We start from the raw sequence: 21010 nt of genomic DNA, 5'->3' as shown, positions 1-21010 counted from the left end.
TGCACGAGGCGCCGAATGCAGGTACCGGCCTGCCCATCTGGACGGGCAGGCCGGTACCGTCGCCCTCAACAAGTTGCTGCCGAGATCGTGCCAAAAAATGGGCTCTGACCCCGAATTGTCGACCCCGAATTGTCGATCAGCGGAAGCTCAGCGCCCCTGTCAGGTCGCCCGGCGGACGCGCCCCGCGTGCCGCGAACGCCGCGTTACGCGCGGCCAAACCCTCCAGCAGCGGCAGGCCGTGCAGGCGCGTGATGAAGCGCAGGATCGACGTCGTGTCGTAGAAGTTGTGGTCGACGGCGCCCTTCTTCGCGTACGGCGAGATGACGATTGCGGGGATGCGCGAACCCGGACCCCAGCGGTCGCCCTGCGGCGGCGCCACGTGGTCCCACCAGCCGCCGTTCTCGTCGAAGGTGACGACGACGACCATGTCCTTCCACTGCGGCGACTTCTTGAGGTGCTCGATCACGTTGGCCACGTGGGCATCGCCGGACTCCACGTCCGAATAGCCCGCGTGCAGGTTCAGGTTCCCCTGCGGCTTGTAGAACGTAACGGCCGGCAGCCTGCCGGCAATGGCGTCGGCGATGAATTTGTTCGAGATCGGGCTGTCGCCCATGCCGCCGTCGCGCAGGTGCTCGGCGCGCGCCGCGGTGCCCGGTCCGAACTGCCTGAAATAGTTGAACGGCTGGTGGTGGAACTGGAAGTTCGGCCGCTCGCCTTCGCCGCGGCCATCCAGCGCCGCCTGCCACGCTCCCGCGTACCACGCCCAGCTGACGCCCTTTTCGGACAGCAGGTCGCCGATCGTTCGATACGTCTGCGGCGGCAGCACGGCCGGGTCTTGCGGATCGGCCAGGTGCGCATCGCCGCCCGGTGCCGGGCGCACCCAGCTCGGCTGGAACGGCGGCGCCATCGTGTTGACCGCGTAGCCGTCCGGCGTGATGGCGCCGTTGTTGACGAACTTCGGCTTGCCCTCCAGCGCGGACTTGGGCGAATCCGGCGCAAGCGCGAGACGGACGCCCGTCGGGCCGTCTTCCAGCACCGCGATCTTCTTCGCGGCCGGCGTGGACGCCGCATCGAAGAATTCCGGTACCCGGCCGCTGACCAGGAACTGGTGGTTCAGGTAGGAGCCGCCGAACGCGCCCATGAAGAAATTGTCGCACAGCGTGAATTGGCGCGCGATCTGCCACAGGCCCAGGTTCTTCGACGTCTCGCCGTAATGCCCCATCGTCAGCGCGCCGTTGTCGCCCCACGCGACGAAGCCGTCGTTCTTGCCGCCGTTGATCTGCATCTGGTTCTGGTAGAACAGATGCCACAGGTCGCGCGTGACGATCGCTTCCGGCAGCGGCTTGCCGGCGGCATCCGTCAGCCTGAACGGCGCGTTGGGAAGATGCTGGATGTCGTCTTCCCTGATCAGGTAATCCGTGCCGCCGATGTTCTGGCGCGCGGGCACCATGCCGCCCCAGATCTTCGGCAGTTCCGGCAGGACGCTGCCGTCGCGGTCCTTCTGCGGGACGGCGTTCGCCGCCGGCAGCGGTTGCGCCAGGCCGGGGAAGTCCGCGAACAGGTTGTTGAAGCTGCGGTTCTCCAGGTAGATCACGACGACGTTCTTGACATGCGCCTTCAGCTTGGCGTCCAGCGAGCCCGCGACCGGCTTCACCGCCTTGGCCGGCTTCGCTTCTGCGGCCGGTGGCGCGATCGACGCCGACAGGCCCACGGCGGCCGCGGCCTGGAAGATGCGGCGGCGCGCGGGGCTGGCGGGGTGGTCGTCGTCGTGATCCTGCATGGCGTTCTCCTGGGGCGCAAAGCATCGATTATCTGTTCTTTTTGCCATCAGGAAAAGAAAAAAGCCCGTCAATACGGGCAAAAACGACAGCGATCGCTTACAACTCCTTAACGCCGATTTACCCGCGCTCAGTTGCGCTTAACCGCGCTTAACATCCCGCCGGGCCAGAATCCGGGAACGAATCGACGAAAGGATCACCATGAAACGCACCGCGCTCGCCGTCCTCGGCGCACTCTTCCTGGCCTGCGCGCCCCTCGCCCACGCCGACGACACGCCGGCCCCCACCGCGCGGCCGACGCTGAAACTGCCGCAGGCGCAGGTGGAACGGCTGCTGGAGGTCTACGCCCTGATCAAGCAGAACTATGTCGGCGAGGCGGACGACAACACGCTGTTCGACGGCGCCCTGTCCGGCATGCTGGCCGCGCTCGACGCGCACTCGCGCTACCTGGACAAGGACGCCATGCGCGACGTCGGGCGCGAGAACAGCGGCGAGTACGTGGGCATCGGCATCGAGGTCGAAGGCGACCGCAAGCAGTTGCGCGTGGTGTCCGCCACCGAAGGCTCGCCGGCCGAACGCGCGGGCGTCCGGCCAGGCGACGTGATCGTCTCGGTGGACGGCGCGCCCGTCGCCGCCATGGCGGGCGACGACGTCGCGCGGCGCATGCACGGCGCGCCGGGCACCGTGGTCGCCATCGGCATCGCGCGCCGCAACAAGGTCGAAACGCTGCGCATCACGCGCGCCGACCTGCACAACGACACGATGCGCGTGAAGATGGCGGCGCCGGGCCTCGCGTGGATCCGCATCTCGGAATTCGGCGGCGCCACGGCGGCCGACCTCGCGGCGGCCCTGAAGAAACTGGACAACCCGCGCGGCCTGATTCTCGATCTGCGCAACGATCCGGGCGGCCTGGTGTCGACGGGCGTCGCGGTCGCGGGCGCGTTCCTGCAGCCGGGCACCGTGCTGTTCTCGGCGCGCGGACGCGAACCGGGCGCCAACGCCACCGTCACCGTCGACGAGCGCTACTACCGCCAGCAAGGCCAGCCCGACGTGCTGGCCGGCCTGCCCGCGTGGACCCGCACCGTGCCGCTGACGGTGCTCGTGAACGGCGCGTCCGCGTCGGCCGCGGAACTGGTCACGGGTGCCCTGCAGGACCAGCACCGCGCCACCGTCATCGGCACGCGCACGTTCGGCAAGGGTTCGATCCAGTCCGTCATCGGGCTGGACGCGGACAGCGGCATCAAGTTCACCGTGGCGCGCTACTTCACGCCGAACGGCCACGAGATCCAGGCGCGCGGCGTCACGCCCGACATCGTCGTGACACCCGCGGTGGCCGCCGACGACGACCTGTTGCTGCGCGAAGCCGACCTGGCAAAACACCTGCCCGCGACGCAGCCGCTCGACACGATGGCGGAAACGAAACGCGAACCGGTCGAGTCCACGAGCGCGTTCGGCACGCGCGACGACAAGGCCCTGCAGACCGCGGTGGCCGTCCTCACGCCGGAGGACAAGCGTTCGTCCACGCTCGCGGCCCTGTTGCGCCGCTGGAGCGGTGCGCCGCTGGCGGCGAACGCCGCGCCGTAACGATCACGTCACAATCCCGCGTCAGAATACGCATCGCTCCCAGGGAAGAGAGCACATGGCGGCTCGGCCGCCCTACCGGCGCCGGCGGTCGGGAAACATACCGGCACCAATTCTAGAAGCGTGCCTTGGCGCGCAGACTGTCCTTGACGTGACGGCGCGCGCGCGGCATCGCCTCCAGCGCGCGCGCGGCCAGCACGCCTTCGATGAAGCCGAGCAGCCCCGCCTCCTGCGGCACGCGGTCACGCAGTTGGGCAACCAGTTCGCGTGCCACGAACGCATCGTTGATCTCGCCCAGCTCGTCCTGCATGCCGCTCAAGAGAGCGTGCCGTTTCGTCGCCTTGCGGTCGTGCGACAACGCGGAGAAGAACTCGCGCGCATAACGTTCCTTCTTGGCCGCGATGCGCACCTTGTGCAGGCACTCCGGCCGTTTCAGGTCGTAGCCGCGGGCGCGCTTGCGCACGCGCGCGGCCGCGTGCTGCACGAGCTGCGGCGCGGCCTTCGCGATCTTCTGTTCGAGCGGATCGGCCGGCAGCGCAGTATGGTGCCAGCCCTTGCCCGCGATCCAGCCGCCCAGCGCGAGCATCAGGGTCGTGTAGCGCGGGCCGCCGACGGCCGAGCGCACGCGCGCCCGATGACGCTCCGCCTCCTCGCGCGCGGCCGCTTCCACGCGCGCCAGCGACGGCTTCTGGTCCTCGGCCAGCGGCAGGCCGGGCAGCACGGATTCGAGGAACACGTCCCAGTTGCGTGCGTCGCCCAGTTCGCCGGCGAACCAGTCGATATCGGCCGCCAGCGGTTCCGGCAGCGTCACGAGCCCGTCGACCATGTCCTGGGCCGCGCGCAGGCGGCGCAGGCCGACGCGCATCTGGTGCAGGCTCTCGACGTCGCCCGCCAGCACGCCCCGTTCGTTGGCCTGCATCTGCTGCAGGCAGTTCTGCAGGATGCCGCCCAGCGCCTCGCCCAGCGTGGCCTTGCGCTTGAGCGTCACGGGCGTGGCCTTGACGGCGTGCGCCTTGTCATCGGTCGCCAGCGCATAGCCGCGCTCGGCCTTGCTGATGTTTTCGATGCGCACGGGCGTCGCCTCGTGCACCCGCTGCGCCAATTCGTACAGACAGGCCGGATCGCCATCCTTCACTTCCAGCTCCAGCTCGCGCACCGCCGTCTTGCGCTCGCCGTGCTGCAGTTCGCCCACGTCCAGCGCGCACTCGACGTGGGTGCCGTCCGGCAGGGCCAGCATCCACGTCGTGCGCTTCGTGCGGTTGACGAAGACCGGCTCGGGTGCAAGCTGCCGGCCGTCCAGGCTGTGCGCGAGGTCGGGCAACGCTTCGCGCAGCTGGCGGTCGAACAGGTCGTGGTCGGGCACCTCGGACGCAATCTCGGCTTCCAGCTCGGTTCTCCGGTGCAGGCCGGCCACGGCGCTGCCGCCGCCCTTCAGGGTCTGCACGTGACGCTCCCCGGCGCTGCGCACGCGCAGGGCGAAGCCATGCTTCCACAAGTCGAAGCCGCCGGTGTCGAAATAGCGGTCGACGTGTTCCTGGTCGCGCGGCTTCGACACGGCGTGCTCGCGCAGCACGGCGGATTTTTTCAACTGCGCGGCGCTCGTCGCGTCCACGGCCAGTTTGATTTCACATTCCATCGGTTTCTCCTGTCATCCCGTCCTCTTACTGTAGCGCATCGCCTTCGAGGTCGACACACGAATCGGCGCTCACGTACCCGCGTTGGATCAACCCCGCGCGCAAGCACGCGTGATGCAGAACAGTCCGGCGCCGGCCGTGTACCGCTACCGTACGGAAGCTGTCCGGGCATTCATGCAGGCTGCATTTCCAGGGAGACAGATATGGCACGGTTCGGTGTCGAGGCGATCCGCTATTTCAGCCACGCGCGCGCTGCGCACGTGAGCACGGAATCGGCGACGCTGCAGTTCGGCTACCTCGACCTGGGCAAGCGCAAGACGCAGCGCGTGCTGGCGCCCGGCTACGTCGCGCACGTCGTCCTGCGCCACAAGACGGGACGCCAGGCGTATGTGCTGGCCGTGCGTGCGACGGAGCGGGCCTATCTCGACCTGCCCGTGTACGGCAGCGGGATCGTGGCCGGGCACGGGCGGACGGAGATCGCGCGCTGCGAAGTGAGCTGACAGACGCGCTGACCGATGCGCTCAGGTGGCCGGCCGTGGGTGCAGGTCCAGCCTGCGGCCGGCCTTGACGATCTGGCTGGGCACCTCGTGGCCGACGAGGTCCTGCAGGCGGACCGCGGCCTGCAGCAGCCGGGCCAGGTCGACGCCGGTGTCGTAGCCCATCAGCTCGAGCGCGTGCACGACCTCCTCCGTGCACACGTTGCCGGTGGCACCGGGCGCATACGGGCAGCCGCCGATGCCGCCGAAGGAGGCGTCGAAGCGGTCGGCACCCGCGTCGATGGCGGCCAGCACGTTCGCGAGGCCCATGCCGCGCGTGTTGTGGAAGTGCAGCGTGAGTTCGATGCCGGGCCAGCGCGCGCGTACGGCTTCCGTCAGCGCGCGCACCTGGGTCGGATAGGCCATGCCGGTGGTGTCGCACAGCGTGATGCCGTGCACGCCGAGTTCGCCGACGAAGCGGGCGCACCAGTCCAGCACGTCCTGCTGCGGCACATCGCCTTCCATCGGGCAGCCGAAGCTGCACGACAGCGACACGTTGACGGCGACGCCGTGGCGCCGCGCCAGTGCCGCGACGTCGGCCAGTCCGGCGAACGATTGTGCACGCGTCATGCGCAGGTTGGACAGGTTGTGGCTTTCGCTGGCCGACATGACGAGATTCATCTCACCCACGCCCGCCGCCACGGCACGCTCGGCCCCGCGCACGTTCGGCACGAGGGCGCTGTACACGACGCCCGGTGCGCGCGCGATGCCGCCGAATACGTCGGCCGCATCCGCGAGCACCGGCACGGCCTTCGGCGACACGAAGGAGCTGACTTCGAGCTTGGCGAGTCCCGCGCCCGACAGCAGGTCGGCCAGGGCGATCTTGTCGGCCGTCGGCACGAAGCGGCACTCGGCCTGCAGGCCGTCGCGCAGGCCGACTTCCTGGAGGTGGATGCGGCGGCCGGCCCCGGTCCAGGCGCTCATGCCACCACCTTGCGCGCGCGCAGCGCCGCGATCTGGTCGTCGGTGAGGCCGATCTCGCGCAACACGGCATTCGTGTCCTCGCCCAGCCGCGGCGCGGCCGAGCGCACGCTGCCCGGCGTGCCCATCAGCTTCGGCACGATGCCCGGCACCTCGACCTCGTAGCCTTCTCTCGTCTGCTGCGTCAGGATCATGTCGCGGGCCCGGTAGTGCGGGTCTTCCGCGATGTCCTTCGCCGTGTAGACCTTGCCGGCCGGGACTTTCGCCGCGCCCAGCACGTCCAGGACGTCCGCCACGGTACGCTCGGCCGTCCATGTGCCGATGGCCGCATCGATCTCGTCCACGCGCGCGACGCGGCCCGCATTGTTCGCGAGGTCAGGCGCGTCGCCCAGGTCGGGCCGGCCGATCGCCTGCATCAGGCGTTTAAAAATGCTGTCGCCATTGCCCGCGACGAGCACGTAGCCGTCCACGCAGCGGTAGGCATTCGACGGGGCAATGCCCGGCAACGCGCTGCCGGCGGCCTCGCGCACGGCGCCGAACGCGCTGTATTCGGGGATCAGGCTTTCCATCACGTTGAACACGGCTTCGTGCAGCGCGACGTCGATCACCTGCCCTTTGCCGCCGTTGACCTTGCGGTGGTACAGCGCCGTCAGCACGCCGATGGTACCGTGCAGCGCGGCCAGAGTGTCGCCGATCGAGATGCCGCAGCGTACCGGCACGCGGCCCGGCTCGCCGGTCAGGTGACGCAGGCCGCCCATCGCTTCGCCGATCGCGCCGAAGCCCGGCAGGTCGCGGTACGGCCCCGTCTGGCCGTAGCCGGAAATGCGCAGCATGACGAGACCCGGATTCAGTTCGGACAGGACGTCCCACCCCATGCCCCAGCTTTCCAGCGTGCCGGGACGGAAGTTCTCGACGAGCACGTCGGCCTCGGCGATCAGCTTGCGCGCGACGTCCTGCCCTTCTTCGCTTCTCAGGTCGAGGGCGAGCGAGCGCTTGTTGCGCGACTGGACCTGCCACCAGACGGAGGTGCCGTCCTTCATCATGCGCCAGTTGCGCAGCGGGTCGCCCGTGCCCGGCGCCTCGATCTTGATCACGTCGGCGCCGAAATCGCCCAGCGTCTTGCCGGCGAACGGGCCGGCGATCAATTGTCCCATCTCGATCACGCGCACGCCCTGCAGGGCGTTGGCGGACATCGTGCCTGAAGCCGTCATGCTCATGTTGTCCTCGTCAGTTTGCAGATTGTTCGCGCTGGCGCAGCCGGTCGGGCAGGCCGAACGCCAGCACACCGGCGCAGGCCACGCCCAGCGCCGCGATCACGTACAGGGCGGGCGTCGTGCTGCCGGTGACGTCCTTGATGCGTCCGACCATCACCGGGCTGACGATGCCGCCCAGCTGTCCCAACGTATTGATCAGCGCGATACCGCCCGCCGCGCCGGCACCCGTCACCAGTTTCGGCGGCAGCGCCCAGAACGCGGGGATCGACGCTACCACACCCGCGCCCATCACGGCCAGTGCCGCGACCAGCAGGCCGGGCTGGTGGTCGAACAGGCCGGCGCCGCAAAAGCCCACCGCGCCCAGCAGCACGAGGCCGATCACGAACTTCGTGCGCTCGCCGCTGGCATCCGACAGCCGGCCCACGGCCACCATCGCGATCGCACCGCACAGGTAGGGCACCGCCGTGAGCAGGCCGATGGTCGTCGGGCTGGTGGTGCCGGCGCTGCGGATCATGTGCGGCGCCCAGAAGTTCAGGCCATAGGAGCTCACCTGGATCAGGAAGTAGACGAGGCCCAGCGTGAAAAAGCCCGGCGTCTTGAGGGCGCCCAGCAGCGAGTGGCTGCCGATTCTCCGGTTCTGTTCGGCGATGCGCGCGGCCAGCAGCGCGCGTTCGTCGGGCGCGAGCCAGGACCCATCCTCGACGCGGTCCTTCAGCACGAGGAACACGATGGCGCCCAGCAGCACGCACGGCAGGCCGCCCACGAGGAACAGCCAGTGCCAGCCGGACATGCCCAGCACGCCGTCCAGGTGGGCCAGCACGAGGCCGGCGGCCGGCGCACCGACGAGGCCCGAGAATGCCGACGCGAGGAACAGCATCGAGGTGATGCGGCCGCGGTAGGCGGTCGGGAACCACAGCGTAAGGAAGTACAGCACGCCGGGCGCGAAGCCGGCCTCCATGGCGCCGATCAGGAAGCGCAGCACGTAGAACTGCCATTCGGTCTGCACCAGCGCCATCAGCGCGGTGGCGATGCCCCACGAGACCATGATGCGCGCGATCCAGCGCCGCGCGCCGACCTTGTACAGCATCATGTTGCTGGGGACTTCGAACAGGACGTAGCCGACCGAGAACAGGCCGGCACCGAGGCCGTACGCCGTGTCGGACAGCGACAGGCTGCTCTGCAGCGCGAACTTGGCGAAGCTGATGTTGATGCGGTCGAAAAAGGCGAACAGGTAGCAGACCATGATGAGGGGCATGATGCGCCATGCCACCTTCGCCACGATCCGCGCCATGTCCGGCACGGCGGCGTCGGCCGCGCCGGCCGGGGCGGAAAGAATCTTGCTCATTGTTGTCTCCGGATGGATAGTCGTCGAATGAAGCACGCTCTTGGTGGCGTGATGATGCGATTCTGGCAGCACGCCTCCGGACGCGGAATGACCAAGGTGTGAACCCCGCTTTCGCGTTTCGCGAAAGCTCGCCAGGTGTCAGGCCCCGGCGCCCAGATGGTCCACCAGCAGGCGCGCGTGACGCGGCAGCGTCTCCAGGTCGCGCACGCCGATCAGGAGCTGGCGCCGCGCCCACGCATCCGTCAGCGGGATCTGGCGCAGGTTCAGCGAGCGCACGAGCGCGCGCACGGCGTCGGCCGGCAGCACCGCGACGCCCAGGCCGGCCGCCACCATCTGGCACATCGCATCGAAGCTGCGCACCTGGATGCGCACGCGCAGGCGCCGGCCCATCGCTTCCGTCTCGGCCTGCAGGCGCTGCGCCAGCGACGTGCCCTGCGACAGGCTGACGACGTCGAAGTCCGCCGCCTCCTCGAAGCCCAGGCTGCGCCGGCGCGCGAGCGCGTGGCCGGCCGGGACCACGAGCACGAGGCGGTCTTCGCGATACGGCATCAGGTGCAGGCCGAGGGCCGGCGTGCGGTCGGCGAAGATGCCGATGTCGGCGCGGCCCTCCAGCACGCCCAGCACGATCTCGTTGCTGTTGAGCTCAGCGAGCTCGATCCGGATCGCCGGATTGGCCCTGGCGAAGGCAGCGATGTCGGCCGGCAGGAACTGGGTGATGGCGGAAGTATTGGCCCAAAGGCGCGCCACGCCGACGATGCCGCTGGCGTGGTCGTGCAGCTCGGCTGCCAGCAGGTTGACGTCGCCGAGGATGCGCTGCGCGTGCCGCGCCAGCGCCAGGCCGGCCGCAGTGGGCGTGATGCCGCGCGAATGGCGTTCGAACAGCGCGGCGCCGACGGCGGCCTCCAGGTCGGAGATGCGCTTGCTCGCCGCCCCGACGGCCAGGTTGGCGACCAGCGCGCCCTTGCTGATGCTGCCGGAGCGGACGACGTGGCTGAACAGGGAAAGTGAAACGAGGTCGAGACGGTGCAGGTTCATGAAACCATTGTGCACCGATCCCGGCCCGCGGTCATCAGTCGAACTTGCTGAAGTCCGGCTTGCGCTTCTCGAAGAACGCCGTGAAGGCTTCCTTGGCCTCCGCCCCGGTCAGCATCGCGCTGAACCGCTCGTTCTCGGCGGCGATGGCGTCCTTTACCAGCGCCGCACGCGAGCGCTTCATCAGGGCCTTGGTCGTGCGGATCGACGCCGCCGGCAATTTGACCAGCTTGGCGGCCTGCCCCTGCGCGAAGGACAGCAGCTCGGCGGCCGGCAACACGCGCGCCACGATGCCCATCTCGAACGCTTCCTGCGCGCCGAAGGCTTCGCCCAGCATCAGCTTTTCGGCAGCGCGGGTGTAGCCCGCCGATTGCGCGACGAGCAGCGACGATGCGAACTCGGGGCACAGGCCCAGCTGCGAGAACGGCATCGAGAATTTCGCGTTATCGGCGCAGTAGACGAGGTCGCAGTGCATCAGCAGCGTGGTGCCGATGCCGACGGCGGCGCCGGCGACGGCCGCGACCACGGGCTTCGAGCAGCCTTCCAGCGCGCGCATGAACTGGAACACGGGGCGCGATTCCGTCATCGCGCCTTCGCCCACGTTGTGCAGGAAATCTTCCAGGTCGTTACCGGCCGTGAAGATCTCGGGCTTGCCCGTGATGAGGATGGCGCGGATGGCGGGGTCGGTGTCGGCCGCGCGCAGCGCATCGGCCAGCAGGGTGTACATGGCGCCCGTGATGGCGTTCTTGCGTTCCGGGCGGTTGAATTCGAGGGTGAGGATGCCGTCGGCGGTGGTGCTCAGGATGTCCATTCAGTGTCTCCGTTGTATAAAAAAGGGCGCTGCGGTTGTGCCACAGCGCCCCTTCCGTTCACGTCGTGTGGATTACACGCGTTCGATGATGCCCGCCGCGCCCATGCCGGCGCCGACGCACATGGTGACCATGCCGTACTTCAGGTTGTTGCGGCGCAGGGCGTGGACGACGGTCGCGGCGCGGATCGCACCGGTCGCGCCCAGCGGGTGGCCGAGGGCGATCGCGCCGCCCATCGGGTTCACCTTGCTGGTGTCCAGGTTCAGGTCGCGGATGACGGCCAATGCCTGTGCCGCGAAGGCTTCGTTCAGTTCGATCCAGTCCAGCTGGTCCTGGGTGATGCCGGCGGCGGCCAGCGCTGCGGGAATCGCGACCTTCGGACCGATGCCCATGATCTCCGGCGGCACGCCGCGCACGGCGAACGACGAGAACTTGGCCAGCGGGGTCAGGTTGTGTTCGCGCAGGATCTTTTCGCTGACGACGATCAGCGCACCGGCGCCGTCCGACATCTGCGACGACGTCGCGGCCGTCACGCTGCCCTTGGCGGCGAAGACGGGCTTCAGTTTCGCCATGCCTTCCATGCTGGCGTCGGCGCGCGGGCCTTCGTCCAGGTCGACGGTGCGGCGCTTGACCTTGATCTCGCCGGTCGCCAGGTCCGGCGTGCGGGTGACGATTTCCACCGGGGTGATCTCGTCCTTGAACAGGCCGGCCTGCTGGGCGGCGATGGCCTTGCGGTGCGATTCCAGGCCGAAGGCGTCCTGGTCTTCGCGGCTCACCTTCCACTGGGCGGCGACCTTCTCGGCCGTCAGGCCCATGCCGTACGCCAGGCCCACGTTCTCGTCCTTGAACGTCTCCATGTTGATCGACGGGTGGTGGCCCATCATCGGCACCATCGACATCGATTCGACGCCGCCGGCGATCATCACGTCGGCCTCGCCGACGCGGATGCGGTCCGCGGCCATGGCCAGGGCGGTGATGCCCGAGGCGCAGTAGCGGTTGACGGTCACGCCGCCGACGGTGTTCGGCAGGCCGGCCAGCACGACGGCGTTACGGGCCACGTTGAAGCCCTGCTCCGCTTCCGGGAACGAGCAGCCGACGATCGCGTCGACGATCAGCGCCGGGTCCAGGTTCGGCACGGCAGCCATCGCGCCGCGGATCGCGTGCACCAGCAGGTCGTCCGGACGGGTCTTGTTGAAGAAGCCGCGCGGCGCCTTGCCGATCGGGGTGCGGGTCGCTGCGACGATGTATGCGTCTTGAAGTTGTTTGCTCATGTCAGTAGTCCTTAGTGTCCGCGTATCGTTATTTACGTACCGCTCAGTTGCGGACAGGTTTCCCGTTTTGCATCATGCCCATGATGCGTTCCTGGGTCTTCGGATTGTTCAGCAGCGAAACGAATGCCTTGCGCTCCATGTCGAGCAGCCACTGCTCGGACACGACGCTGCCCTGGTCGATGTCACCACCGGAGACGATCTCCGCGATCGTGTCGCCCAGCTGGTAGTCGTAGGCCGAGATGAAGCCGCCGTCGCGCATGTTGACCAGCTGGCCGCGGATCGTGCCCCAGCCATAGCGGCCGGTGACGGTGACCGGGCGGCGCAGCGGTGCACGGTAGCCGGCGTCGAACATCGAGCGCGCGGTGACCTTCGCCACGTGCAGCAGTTCGTACGGGTTGAAGACGATGATGTCGTCGTCCTTCAGGTAGCCCATCGCCTTCGCTTCCAGGGCCGATTTCGACACCTGCGCGGTGGCCGCGTTGGTGAAGCCGGTCTTCAGGAATTGCAGGATGTCGTTGCCCTTCGATTCATTGGCCGCGCGCACCGCCGCTTCCTTCAGGCCGCCGCCGGCCGGCACCAGGCCGACGCCCACTTCCACGAGGCCGATGTACGACTCGATCGAGGCCACGCGCTTCGATGCGTGCAGCGCCATCTCGCAGCCGCCGCCCAGGGCGAGACCCGCCACCGCGGCCACGACCGGGATGTTCGAGTATTTCATCGCCATGAACGTGTCCTGCAGTTCCTTGACGATCGGGTCCATCGCTTTCGCGCCGCCCGCCATGAAGGCCGGCAGGGCCGATTGCAGGTCGGCGCCGGCCGAGAACGCGCCGCCGTCGGCTGCATCCGTATTCCAGATCACGATGCCCTTGAAGCCCTTCTCGGCTTCGGCCAGCGCGCGCTGGATGCCCTTGATGACGCCGTCGCCGATCACGTGCATCTTCGTCTTCAGCGAGATGACCAGCACGTCGTCGCCCGAGTGCCACAGGCGCACGGAGTCGTCTTCGAACACGGTGGTGCCGGCGGTCTTCGGATCCTCGCCGCCCGCGCCCACGACCGGGGCACGGAACTGCTGGCGTTGATAGACCGCCAGGTCCGAGCGCGGCACGTACGCGTTCTTCGTGACGGAGTACGAACCTTCAGGCGTGTGCACGCCCTTCTCCGCGACCGGGGCGCTGAACACCCATGCCGGCAGCGGCGCGTCGGTCAGGGCCTTGCCCGCTTCGATGTCTTCCTTGACCCACTGGGCGATCGTGTTCCAGCCGGCGGCCTGCCACGTCTCGAACGGGCCGACGCTCCAGCCGAAGCCCCAGCGCATCGCGAAATCGACGTCGCGCGCGTTGTCGGCGATCGAGTCCAGGTGGAAGGCGATGTAGTGGAAGGCGTCGCGGAAGATCGCCCACAGGAACTGCGCCTGCGGGTTGGTCGATTCGCGCATCGCCTTGAATTTCTTGACCGGGTCCTTCTCTTTCAGGATGCGTGCGACGATGTCGGCCGCCTTGGCGCCGCCCGGCACGTATTCGCCCGTCGCGGTATCCAGGCGCAGGATGTCCTTGCCGACTTTCTTGTAGAAGCCGGCGCCCGTCTTCTGGCCCAGCGCGCCCTTCTCGATCAGCTTGGCCAGCACGTCCGGCGTCTTGTACACGCCGAAGAACGGGTCGTCCCGCAGGTTGTCCTGCATCGTCTTGATGACGTGGCCCATCGTGTCCAGGCCGACGACGTCCGCCGTGCGGAACGTGCCCGACTTGGCGCGGCCCAGCTTGGCGCCGGTCAGGTCGTCGACGACGTCGACGCTCAAACCGAACTTCTCGGCTTCATGGATCGTGGCCAGCATGCCGAAGATGCCGACGCGGTTGGCGATGAAGTTCGGCGTGTCTTTCGCACGCACGACGCCCTTGCCCAGCGTCGAGGTCAGGAAGGTCTCGAGCTGGTCGAGGATTTCCGGACGGGTCGCCGCGGTCGGGATCAGTTCGACCAGGTGCATGTAGCGCGGCGGGTTGAAGAAGTGCACGCCGCAGAAGCGCGCCTTCAGGTCGGCGTCGAAGCCTTCGGCCAGCTTCTCGATCGACAGGCCCGACGTGTTCGAGGCGAAAATCGCGTTGGCGCCGATGTGCGGGGCGACCTTCTTGTACAGGTCGTGCTTCCAGTCCATGCGCTCGGCGATGGCTTCGATGATCAGGTCGCAGCCGGCCAGCACGTCGAGGTTGTCCTCGTAATTGGCGACTTCGATCAGTGCGGCATCTTCCTTGTTGCCCAGCGGTGCCGGCGACAGTTTTTTCAGGTTCTCGATGGCTTTCAGAACGATGGAGTTCTTATTAGACGGACCGCCGGAGCTTTGCTCCGGCTTAGCCGGCAGGTCGAACAGCACGACCGGGACCTTGGCGTTGACGCAGTGCGCAGCGATCTGCGCGCCCATCACGCCGGCGCCCAGCACGGCGACTTTCTTGACGATGAAATTGGTCATCTCTCGTAATCCTTAGTTAGGTCGTCGTCCCCGCTTTCGCGGGAACGACGGGTAGATTTGATGGTGCGTGTTTAAAACAGGTCGGCGTCCAGCGCCATCAGGTTCGATGAACCCGAACGTGCCTGGCGGATCAGCATCGCGGTTTCCGGGTACAGGCGGGCGAAGTAGAAGCGTGCGGTCGCCAGTTTCGATTCGTAGAACTTGTCGCCCGAATCCTTCTTGGCCAGCGCGATCTTCGCCATCTGCGCGAAGAAGTACGAGAACACCATGTGGCCCACGACGCGCAGGTAAGGCACGGCGGCGGCGCCCACTTCGTCCTGGTTCTGGAAGGCCTTCATGCCGATTTCCATCGTCAGCTTGCCGACCTTCTCGCCCAGTTCGCCCAGCGGGCTCACGAATTCGGACATCTGCTCGTCCAGGCCGTTGTCTTCGACGAACGCCTTGATCTTTTCGCCGAACGCGCGCAGCTTGGCGCCGTTGTCCATCAGGATCTTACGGCCCAGCAGGTCCAGCGACTGCACGGTGTTCGTGCCTTCGTAGATCATGTTGATGCGGGCGTCGCGCACGTACTGCTCCATGCCCCACTCGGCGATGTAGCCGTGGCCGCCGTAGACCTGCATCGCTTCCGACGTGGCGATCCAGCCGTTGTCGGTGATGAAGGCCTTCACGACCGGGGTCAGCAGCGCGACTTCGTCGGCGGCTTCCTTGCGCACAGCTTCGTCCGGATGGTTCAGTTCACGGTCGATCTGCAGCGCGACGTACGACGTCAGGGCGCGCGCGCCTTCGGCATAGGCCTTCGCCGTCAGCAGCATGCGGCGCACGTCCGGGTGGACGATGATCGGGTCGGCCGGCTTGTCCGGTGCCTTCGGGCCCGACAGGCTGCGCATCTGGATGCGGTCTTTCGCATAGACCAGCGCGTTCTGGTACGCGACTTCGGTCAGGCCCAGCGACTGCATGCCGACGCCCAGGCGGGCGGCATTCATGAACACGAACATCGCGTTCAGGCCCTTGTGCGGCTGGCCGATCAGCGTGCCGATGGCGCCGTCCAGGTTCATCTGGCAGGTCGAGTTGCCGTGGATGCCCATCTTTTCTTCGATGGCGCCGCAGGTGATGCCGTTGCGCGCGCCGACGGAACCGTCGGCGTTCGGCAGGAACTTCGGCACGAGGAACAGCGAGATGCCTTTCGAGCCTTCCGGCGCGTCCGGCAGGCGGGCCAGCACCAGGTGGACGATGTTTTCCGACATGTCGTGCTCGCCGGCCGAAATGAAGATCTTCGAGCCGGTGATGCTGTAGGTGCCGTCGGCCTGCGGTTCGGCCTTCGTGCGCAGCAGGCCCAGGTCGGTGCCGCAGTGCGCTTCGGTCAGGCACATCGTGCCGGTCCACTCGCCCGAGACGAGCTTCGGCAGGTAGAACTTCTTCTGGTCGTCGGTGCCGTGTTCCTTCAGGCACTCGTACGCGCCGTGCGACAGGCCCGGGTACATGGTCCATGCCTGGTTCGAGGAGTTCAGCATCTCGTAGAACGAGTTGTTCAGCGAGACCGGCAGGCCTTGGCCGCCGTATTCCGGATCGCAGGCCAGCGCAGCCCAGCCGCCTTCCACGTACTGCTTGTAGGCTTCCTTGAAACCCTTGGGCGTGGTGACGGTCTTGGTGGCGGCGTCGTAGTGGCAGCCTTCGCGGTCGCCGCTGTGGTTCAGCGGGAACAGCACTTCCTGCGTGAATTTCGCGCCTTCTTCCAGCACCTGGTTGATGATGTCGGCGTCGATCTCCTGGTACGCCGGCAGGTTCTTGAATTCTTCGGTGACGTTGAGGAACTCGTGCAGAACGAACTGCATATCACGAAGTGGCGCGACGTACTGACCCATGGTTGTTCTCCTGACAGGTGAATATTTTGTGTGAATTACTGGGCGCTGGCGGTATCCGCCTGGCTGTTTTGCTTGTTGGGATTGCGGTAATCTTCGACCAGGCGCGCGAAGCCGCGGTGCGCGCGGTCGACGGTGCCCGGGATGCGCAGGAAGCGCGCATCGTGGTGCACCGCCAGCACGAGGCCATACATCTCGTACACGAGTTGCTCGGGGTCGGTGCCCGGCTTCAGGTCGCCGCAGTCGATCGCCTGTTGCGCGCAACGCAGCAGGGCGCCCTGCCACGTGCGGACCATGGCGACGAGTTCTTCGCGGATCGGGCCCGGGCGGTCGTCGTATTCGACGGCGCCACTGATATAGATGCAGCCGGACGCGATCTCGACCGAGACGCGCTTGAGCCAGCGATTGAACATCGCCTCCAGGCGCGGCAGGCCGCGGGCTTCCTTCAGGCTGGGGAAGAAGACTTCCTGCTCGAAGCGGCGGTGGTACAGCTTGAGCACGTCGATCTGCAGGTCTTCGCGCGACCCGAAGTGCGCGAACACGCCCGATTTGCTCATATTCATGCGGTCGGCCAGCAGGCCGATCGTCAGGCCTTCCAGACCGTCGCGGCTGGCGAGCTCGAGCGCAACATCGAGGATGGCGGCCCGCGTCATCTCGCCCTTGCGCATGCTCATCGATTTAGCTGTCGTATTAATAATTGCCTCGCGTAAGTCGGAAGCTCGATAACCCTACTGCGCGTTGCAGCTTCGCCCTGCGATGCTCGCTGTACTGCTCGTACAGCTGCGCTTCTCGGGCTGCGCGCCCCGGCCAATCTGCTGCCGCTCGCTACGGGTTCTCGAGGTTCCTTTTCTCTAGTCGAAAAAATCCGAACGCTCGTACTATTATCTACCAGCCGTGAAATGTCAAACGGGAACTTAGAGGCGACGTTCTAGTGTGTTGTCAGCCGCCCGCACGGGTGATGGCGCGGCGGTCGCGCTTGGTCGGGCGGCCCTTGATCGTGCTGCCCGGTTCGGGGAACAAACGGCGTGCTTCCTGATCGTTTTCCCTACGGACGATACTCTCTTCCGTCTCGCGGTACAACGCCTGGGCGACGGGTGCCGGCCCCCGCTTGTCGGACAGGCCCAGCACGACCACCTCCCAGCGGTTCGAACCGTTGTCGACGAAAATCTTATCATCGACCTTGACGGAGCGGGCGGGTTTGACGGGTTCGCCGCCGATCCGCACGCGGCCCCGGTCGACCGCATCCGCCGCCAGCGAGCGCGTTTTAAAAAAGCGCGCGGCCCACAGCCATTTGTCGATCCTTACGTTGTCATTCTCTGTCATAGCGTCTTTCCATCATGCGTAGCCGATCGCGACGACCCGCATGGTCAATTTATAGAGAAGATAGGCCATTTCGTGGCCGCAGCGGCGCACCCAACCGAGTTGCCGCAGATCATCCAGGCACACCTCCACGCCATCGGCCACGCCCCGCTCGATCTGGCGGGCCAGCGTACCGGCGAACTGCGCATCGCGCACGACGACGTTCGCTTCCTGGTTGACGAACAGCGACAGCCCGTCGCAGTTGCTGGAGCCCACCGTGGCCCAGTTGTCGTCCACGACGCAGACCTTCGCGTGCAGCTGCGTCTTGCGGTATTCGACGATGCGTACCCCGGCCGCCAGCAGCTGCGGGTAGAACGACGACGCGACGGCATCCTGCATGCGGAATTCGCCCACGCCGATCATCAGGCAGACGTCGACGCCGCGCCGCGCGGCCTGGCACAGCGCGTCGCGGAACTTGCGGCCCGGCGCGAAATACGGTGTGGCCATCAGCACCCGCTTGCGTGCGCGGCCGATCGCCTGCAGGTAGGCACGCTGGATCGTGCGGCGGTTGCGCAGGTTGTCGCGCACGACGAACGCCGCGCGCATCGGGTGGTCGCCCAGCGCGGCCGGCTGTTTGCGCATTTCCCGGAACAAATTGATCCGTCGGACGAGCGGCAGGTGACCGGCCCGCGTCCACTGGGCCTGGGCTTCGCGGTGGATTTCCGCGACGAGCGGCCCCTGCACGCGCACGGCGAAATCCCAGCGGGGTGCCGGCAGCGGCGCGTGCGGCTCGTAGTCGTGCAGGTTGTCGTCGTTCGTGTTGATGCCGCCGACGAACGCGACTTCACGGTCCATGACGGCGATCTTGCGGTGGCTGCGCGCGGCACCGCGCTTGAACCACGGATTGAACATCCGATAATGCACGCAGACCGCGCAGAATTCCTCTTTCAGCCGCAAGGCGACGCGGTTGCCGGTGCCGAACCAGTCGGCCAGCACGCGGACCTTGACGCCGCGCTGCGCCGCACGGATCAGCGCGTCGGTGACGGCGCGCGCCGTGTCGTCCTCGGCATAGATATACGTCTCGTACAGGATCTCATGTTTGGCCGCGTCGATGGCGGCCAGCAGCGCCGGGAAATAAGTGCTGCCGCTTTCGAGGAGAGTAACGTCGTTGTTGGCTACATACGTAACGGTGCGCATCGCTATGCCAGCTGCAGGTTGGCCACGATCGGTGCGTGGTCCGACAGGCGCGCCCACTGCGGGCCGTGCAGCACTTCGGCATGCTCGACCTTGAAGCCGCGCACATAGATCCGGTCGAGCCGGAACCAGGGCAGCGCGGCAGGAAACGTCCGCGCCGGCACCAGGCGTTTTTCGCGCCCGGCCGCATTGCGCACGATATCACCGATTCGCGCGCCGAACCGCGCCGGCCGCTCCAGTTCATCGAATACCTCAACGACGCCCAGCTTCAGCCGCAGGCAATCGCTCAGGGTATTGCGCCAGTCGTTGAAGTCGCCGGCGATGATCACGGGCTCGTCCGGACGTGCGGAGTCCTGCACGCACTGGACCAGCGCCTCGGTCTGGCGCCGGCGGCTGACTTCGAACAGGCCCAGGTGCACGACGTAGCAGTGGACGTTGCCGGACGGCGTCTCCAGCACGCAATGCAGGATGCCGCGCTGTTCGTAGGCGTGGTCGGAGACGTCGTGGTTGTTCTGGTTCGAGATCGGAAAACCGGACAGCAACGCGTTGCCGTGATGGCCGTGGTCGTACACGGCATTCATGCCATAGGCGGCATGCAGGTTTTCACCCGCAAAGAACTCGTGCTGGGCCTTCTCGGGCCAGTGGTGATGGGGAGTGCGTACCTTCTCGCCGTAGCGGGCCTGGTAGCGGTCGTGCCGGCCCTGCACCTCCTGCAGGAAAACGACGTCCGCATCGAAGGCACCGATGGCTTTTTTCAGCGCCAACACGCGCGGCGTACTACGGAAGGAAGAGACGCCCTTGTGGATGTTGTAGGTCGCAACACGGATTTTCATGGGAACATTGTAACCCCATCAGTCCGTGCCTTTCCGGGGCGGGGAGCGCAATCGTGCGCCGGTGGCGCCTTCCCCGGCTTCTGGCCAGGAAAGGCGTTGGGGACTGCTCAGGGGGCGACGGCGCGCATGTAATCGCCGTTCGGCAGAGGACGCGCTTCCGGTGGGATGACGGGCTCGCGGTAGACCGGGTTGGTGCGCAACGGGCCCATCAGGCGGAGACCGCTCAATAGCTCGATGCACAGGTAATCGTTATCGACGCCAACGTCCTTGACCTTCTGCTCGTGTCTGCGTTCGCTCATGATTCCTCCCTTTGTTGGACATTGCTAAATTGAAAAGTCGCCAGAAACGACTTGTGGAACTTAATGAAATCATTTCTAGCTGTCAAACAAGCGATTGTATTGTGTGCATCAAATTTTAGGAAATTTAATTCCGTTTGCACAATGGAGAAAAGCTGCCAGATGCAACAATCGGGCAGAATTGATCACGCTAAAACTCTCACAATCACGCAGATTGATGAGTTTGCAGCACCCGATCCAGCACGTTCTGCTCCAACCCACCGAACTCCACGCTGCCCCGCGCGCGCGGCCGCGCCAGGCCAACGTCGAGGTCGAGAGCCAGCCGCCCCTGCTCGATCAACAGGATGCGATCGGCCAGCACCACGGCTTCCTGCACGTCATGCGTGACGAGTACGGCCGTGAAGCCGCGCGCCGTCCACAGCGATTCGATCAACTGCTGCATCTCGATGCGCGTGAGCGCGTCGAGTGCCCCGAGCGGCTCGTCCAGCAACAGCAGCTGCGGTTCATGCACGAGCGCGCGCGCCAGCGCCACGCGCTGGCGCTGGCCGCCGGACAGCGCGGCCGGCCAGTCGTCCGCGCGATCGAGCAGGCCGACGCTCCGCAGCGCCGCACGAGCCCGCTCCGCGCCATCCTTCAGGCCCAGCGCCACGTTCTGCAGCACGGTCTTCCATGGCAGCAGGCGTGCATCCTGGAACATCATCCGCGTTTCAGGCTTCTGTCCGCCACCGCCGATTTTGACCTGGCCGGCGTCCGGAAGTTCCAGCCCGGCGATCGCACGCAGCAAGGTGCTCTTGCCGCATCCGCTGCGGCCCACGATGGCGACGAATTCGCCCGGTTCGATCCTGAGGTTGACGGCATCGAGCACGGTGCGCCCGGCATAGCGTTTGGTCAGGCTGCGCACGTCGAGGTGCGCACCCGCCCGGTAGTCTTGATTGTCTTTTGGCATG

General features: G+C 66.7%; 18 protein-coding genes. 2 read left to right on the top strand and 16 right to left on the bottom strand.

Translation table 11 applies throughout. The annotated features are described in order from the left end of the window. Positions 1-136 precede the first annotated feature (136 nt). Entirely contained in the window at positions 137-1780 is a 1644-nt protein-coding gene (locus tag ACEN98_RS18215) for an acid phosphatase (RefSeq protein ID WP_413386244.1), read from the bottom strand. Positions 1781-1979: 199 nt separating this feature from the next. Between ACEN98_RS18215 and ACEN98_RS18210 the strand changes: the two genes are divergently transcribed. Next, on the top strand, positions 1980-3362 hold the full coding sequence (locus tag ACEN98_RS18210) for a S41 family peptidase (RefSeq protein WP_413386243.1): 1383 nt from the start codon (positions 1980-1982) through the stop codon (positions 3360-3362). Positions 3363-3474: 112 nt separating this feature from the next. Here ACEN98_RS18210 and ACEN98_RS18205 read toward each other — a convergent pair whose 3' ends face one another. Further along, complete coding sequence (locus ACEN98_RS18205) at positions 3475-4995, bottom strand: CHAD domain-containing protein (RefSeq protein WP_413386242.1); 1521 nt, start codon at positions 4993-4995, stop codon at positions 3475-3477. A 201-nt stretch (positions 4996-5196) separates the two neighbouring features. Here ACEN98_RS18205 and ACEN98_RS18200 point away from each other — a divergent pair, with 201 nt between their 5' ends. Next, positions 5197-5493: a hypothetical protein gene (locus tag ACEN98_RS18200; protein WP_413386241.1), complete on the top strand. Its 297-nt coding sequence runs from the start codon at positions 5197-5199 to the stop codon at positions 5491-5493. Between the two features lie 21 nt (positions 5494-5514). Here the strand turns inward: ACEN98_RS18200 and ACEN98_RS18195 are convergent, their stop codons facing one another. The 14 genes from ACEN98_RS18195 to ACEN98_RS18130 form a co-directional block, all read right to left on the bottom strand. Further along, a complete protein-coding gene (locus ACEN98_RS18195; RefSeq protein ID WP_413386240.1) occupies positions 5515-6453 on the bottom strand; it encodes a hydroxymethylglutaryl-CoA lyase in 939 nt (312 codons plus the stop codon). Then, entirely contained in the window at positions 6450-7661 is a 1212-nt protein-coding gene (locus tag ACEN98_RS18190) for a CaiB/BaiF CoA transferase family protein (protein WP_413386239.1), read from the bottom strand. The genes ACEN98_RS18195 and ACEN98_RS18190 overlap by 4 nt, the downstream gene beginning before the upstream one ends. 16 nt (positions 7662-7677) lie before the next feature. Beyond that, positions 7678-9009 (bottom strand): MFS transporter, encoded by a 1332-nt coding sequence (locus tag ACEN98_RS18185; RefSeq protein ID WP_413386238.1) that lies wholly within the window; start codon positions 9007-9009, stop codon positions 7678-7680. 138 nt (positions 9010-9147) lie between these two features. After that, on the bottom strand, positions 9148-10044 hold the full coding sequence (locus tag ACEN98_RS18180; protein ID WP_413386237.1) for a LysR substrate-binding domain-containing protein: 897 nt from the start codon (positions 10042-10044) through the stop codon (positions 9148-9150). Positions 10045-10078: 34 nt separating this feature from the next. Next, entirely contained in the window at positions 10079-10852 is a 774-nt protein-coding gene (locus ACEN98_RS18175) for an enoyl-CoA hydratase (RefSeq protein ID WP_413386236.1), read from the bottom strand. Positions 10853-10924: 72 nt separating this feature from the next. Continuing rightward, on the bottom strand, positions 10925-12121 hold the full coding sequence (locus ACEN98_RS18170; protein ID WP_036236445.1) for an acetyl-CoA C-acyltransferase: 1197 nt from the start codon (positions 12119-12121) through the stop codon (positions 10925-10927). A gap of 43 nt (positions 12122-12164) precedes the next feature. Next, positions 12165-14582 carry a 3-hydroxyacyl-CoA dehydrogenase/enoyl-CoA hydratase family protein gene (locus tag ACEN98_RS18165; protein ID WP_413386235.1) on the bottom strand — a complete coding sequence of 806 codons (2418 nt, stop codon included), beginning with the start codon at positions 14580-14582 and terminating at the stop codon, positions 12165-12167. 71 nt (positions 14583-14653) lie between these two features. Then, positions 14654-16444, bottom strand: a complete 1791-nt coding sequence (locus ACEN98_RS18160; RefSeq protein WP_413340883.1) for an acyl-CoA dehydrogenase C-terminal domain-containing protein — start codon at positions 16442-16444, stop codon at positions 14654-14656. Between the two features lie 35 nt (positions 16445-16479). After that, on the bottom strand, positions 16480-17109 hold the full coding sequence (locus ACEN98_RS18155) for a TetR/AcrR family transcriptional regulator (protein WP_413340892.1): 630 nt from the start codon (positions 17107-17109) through the stop codon (positions 16480-16482). Positions 17110-17380: 271 nt separating this feature from the next. Further along, the gene (locus ACEN98_RS18150) at positions 17381-17764 is read right to left on the bottom strand and encodes an RNA-binding S4 domain-containing protein (RefSeq protein WP_413340884.1); all 384 of its coding nucleotides are present in this window, start codon (positions 17762-17764) and stop codon (positions 17381-17383) included. Positions 17765-17776: 12 nt separating this feature from the next. Then, positions 17777-18937 carry a cardiolipin synthase ClsB gene (clsB, locus tag ACEN98_RS18145; RefSeq protein WP_413340886.1) on the bottom strand — a complete coding sequence of 387 codons (1161 nt, stop codon included), beginning with the start codon at positions 18935-18937 and terminating at the stop codon, positions 17777-17779. Positions 18938-18939: 2 nt separating this feature from the next. Continuing rightward, positions 18940-19767 carry an endonuclease/exonuclease/phosphatase family protein gene (locus ACEN98_RS18140; RefSeq protein WP_413340888.1) on the bottom strand — a complete coding sequence of 276 codons (828 nt, stop codon included), beginning with the start codon at positions 19765-19767 and terminating at the stop codon, positions 18940-18942. A gap of 107 nt (positions 19768-19874) precedes the next feature. Beyond that, complete coding sequence (locus ACEN98_RS18135) at positions 19875-20066, bottom strand: hypothetical protein (RefSeq protein ID WP_413340889.1); 192 nt, start codon at positions 20064-20066, stop codon at positions 19875-19877. Positions 20067-20268: 202 nt separating this feature from the next. After that, the gene (locus ACEN98_RS18130) at positions 20269-21009 is read right to left on the bottom strand and encodes an ATP-binding cassette domain-containing protein (protein ID WP_413386234.1); all 741 of its coding nucleotides are present in this window, start codon (positions 21007-21009) and stop codon (positions 20269-20271) included. Position 21010 lies beyond the last annotated feature (1 nt).

The organism is Massilia sp. CT11-137 (assembly GCF_047302885.1).
In the GTDB taxonomy this organism is placed as follows: Bacteria; Pseudomonadota; Gammaproteobacteria; order Burkholderiales; family Burkholderiaceae_D; genus Telluria; species Telluria orientalis.
This window is presented reverse-complemented; position numbering and strand designations above follow the sequence as displayed.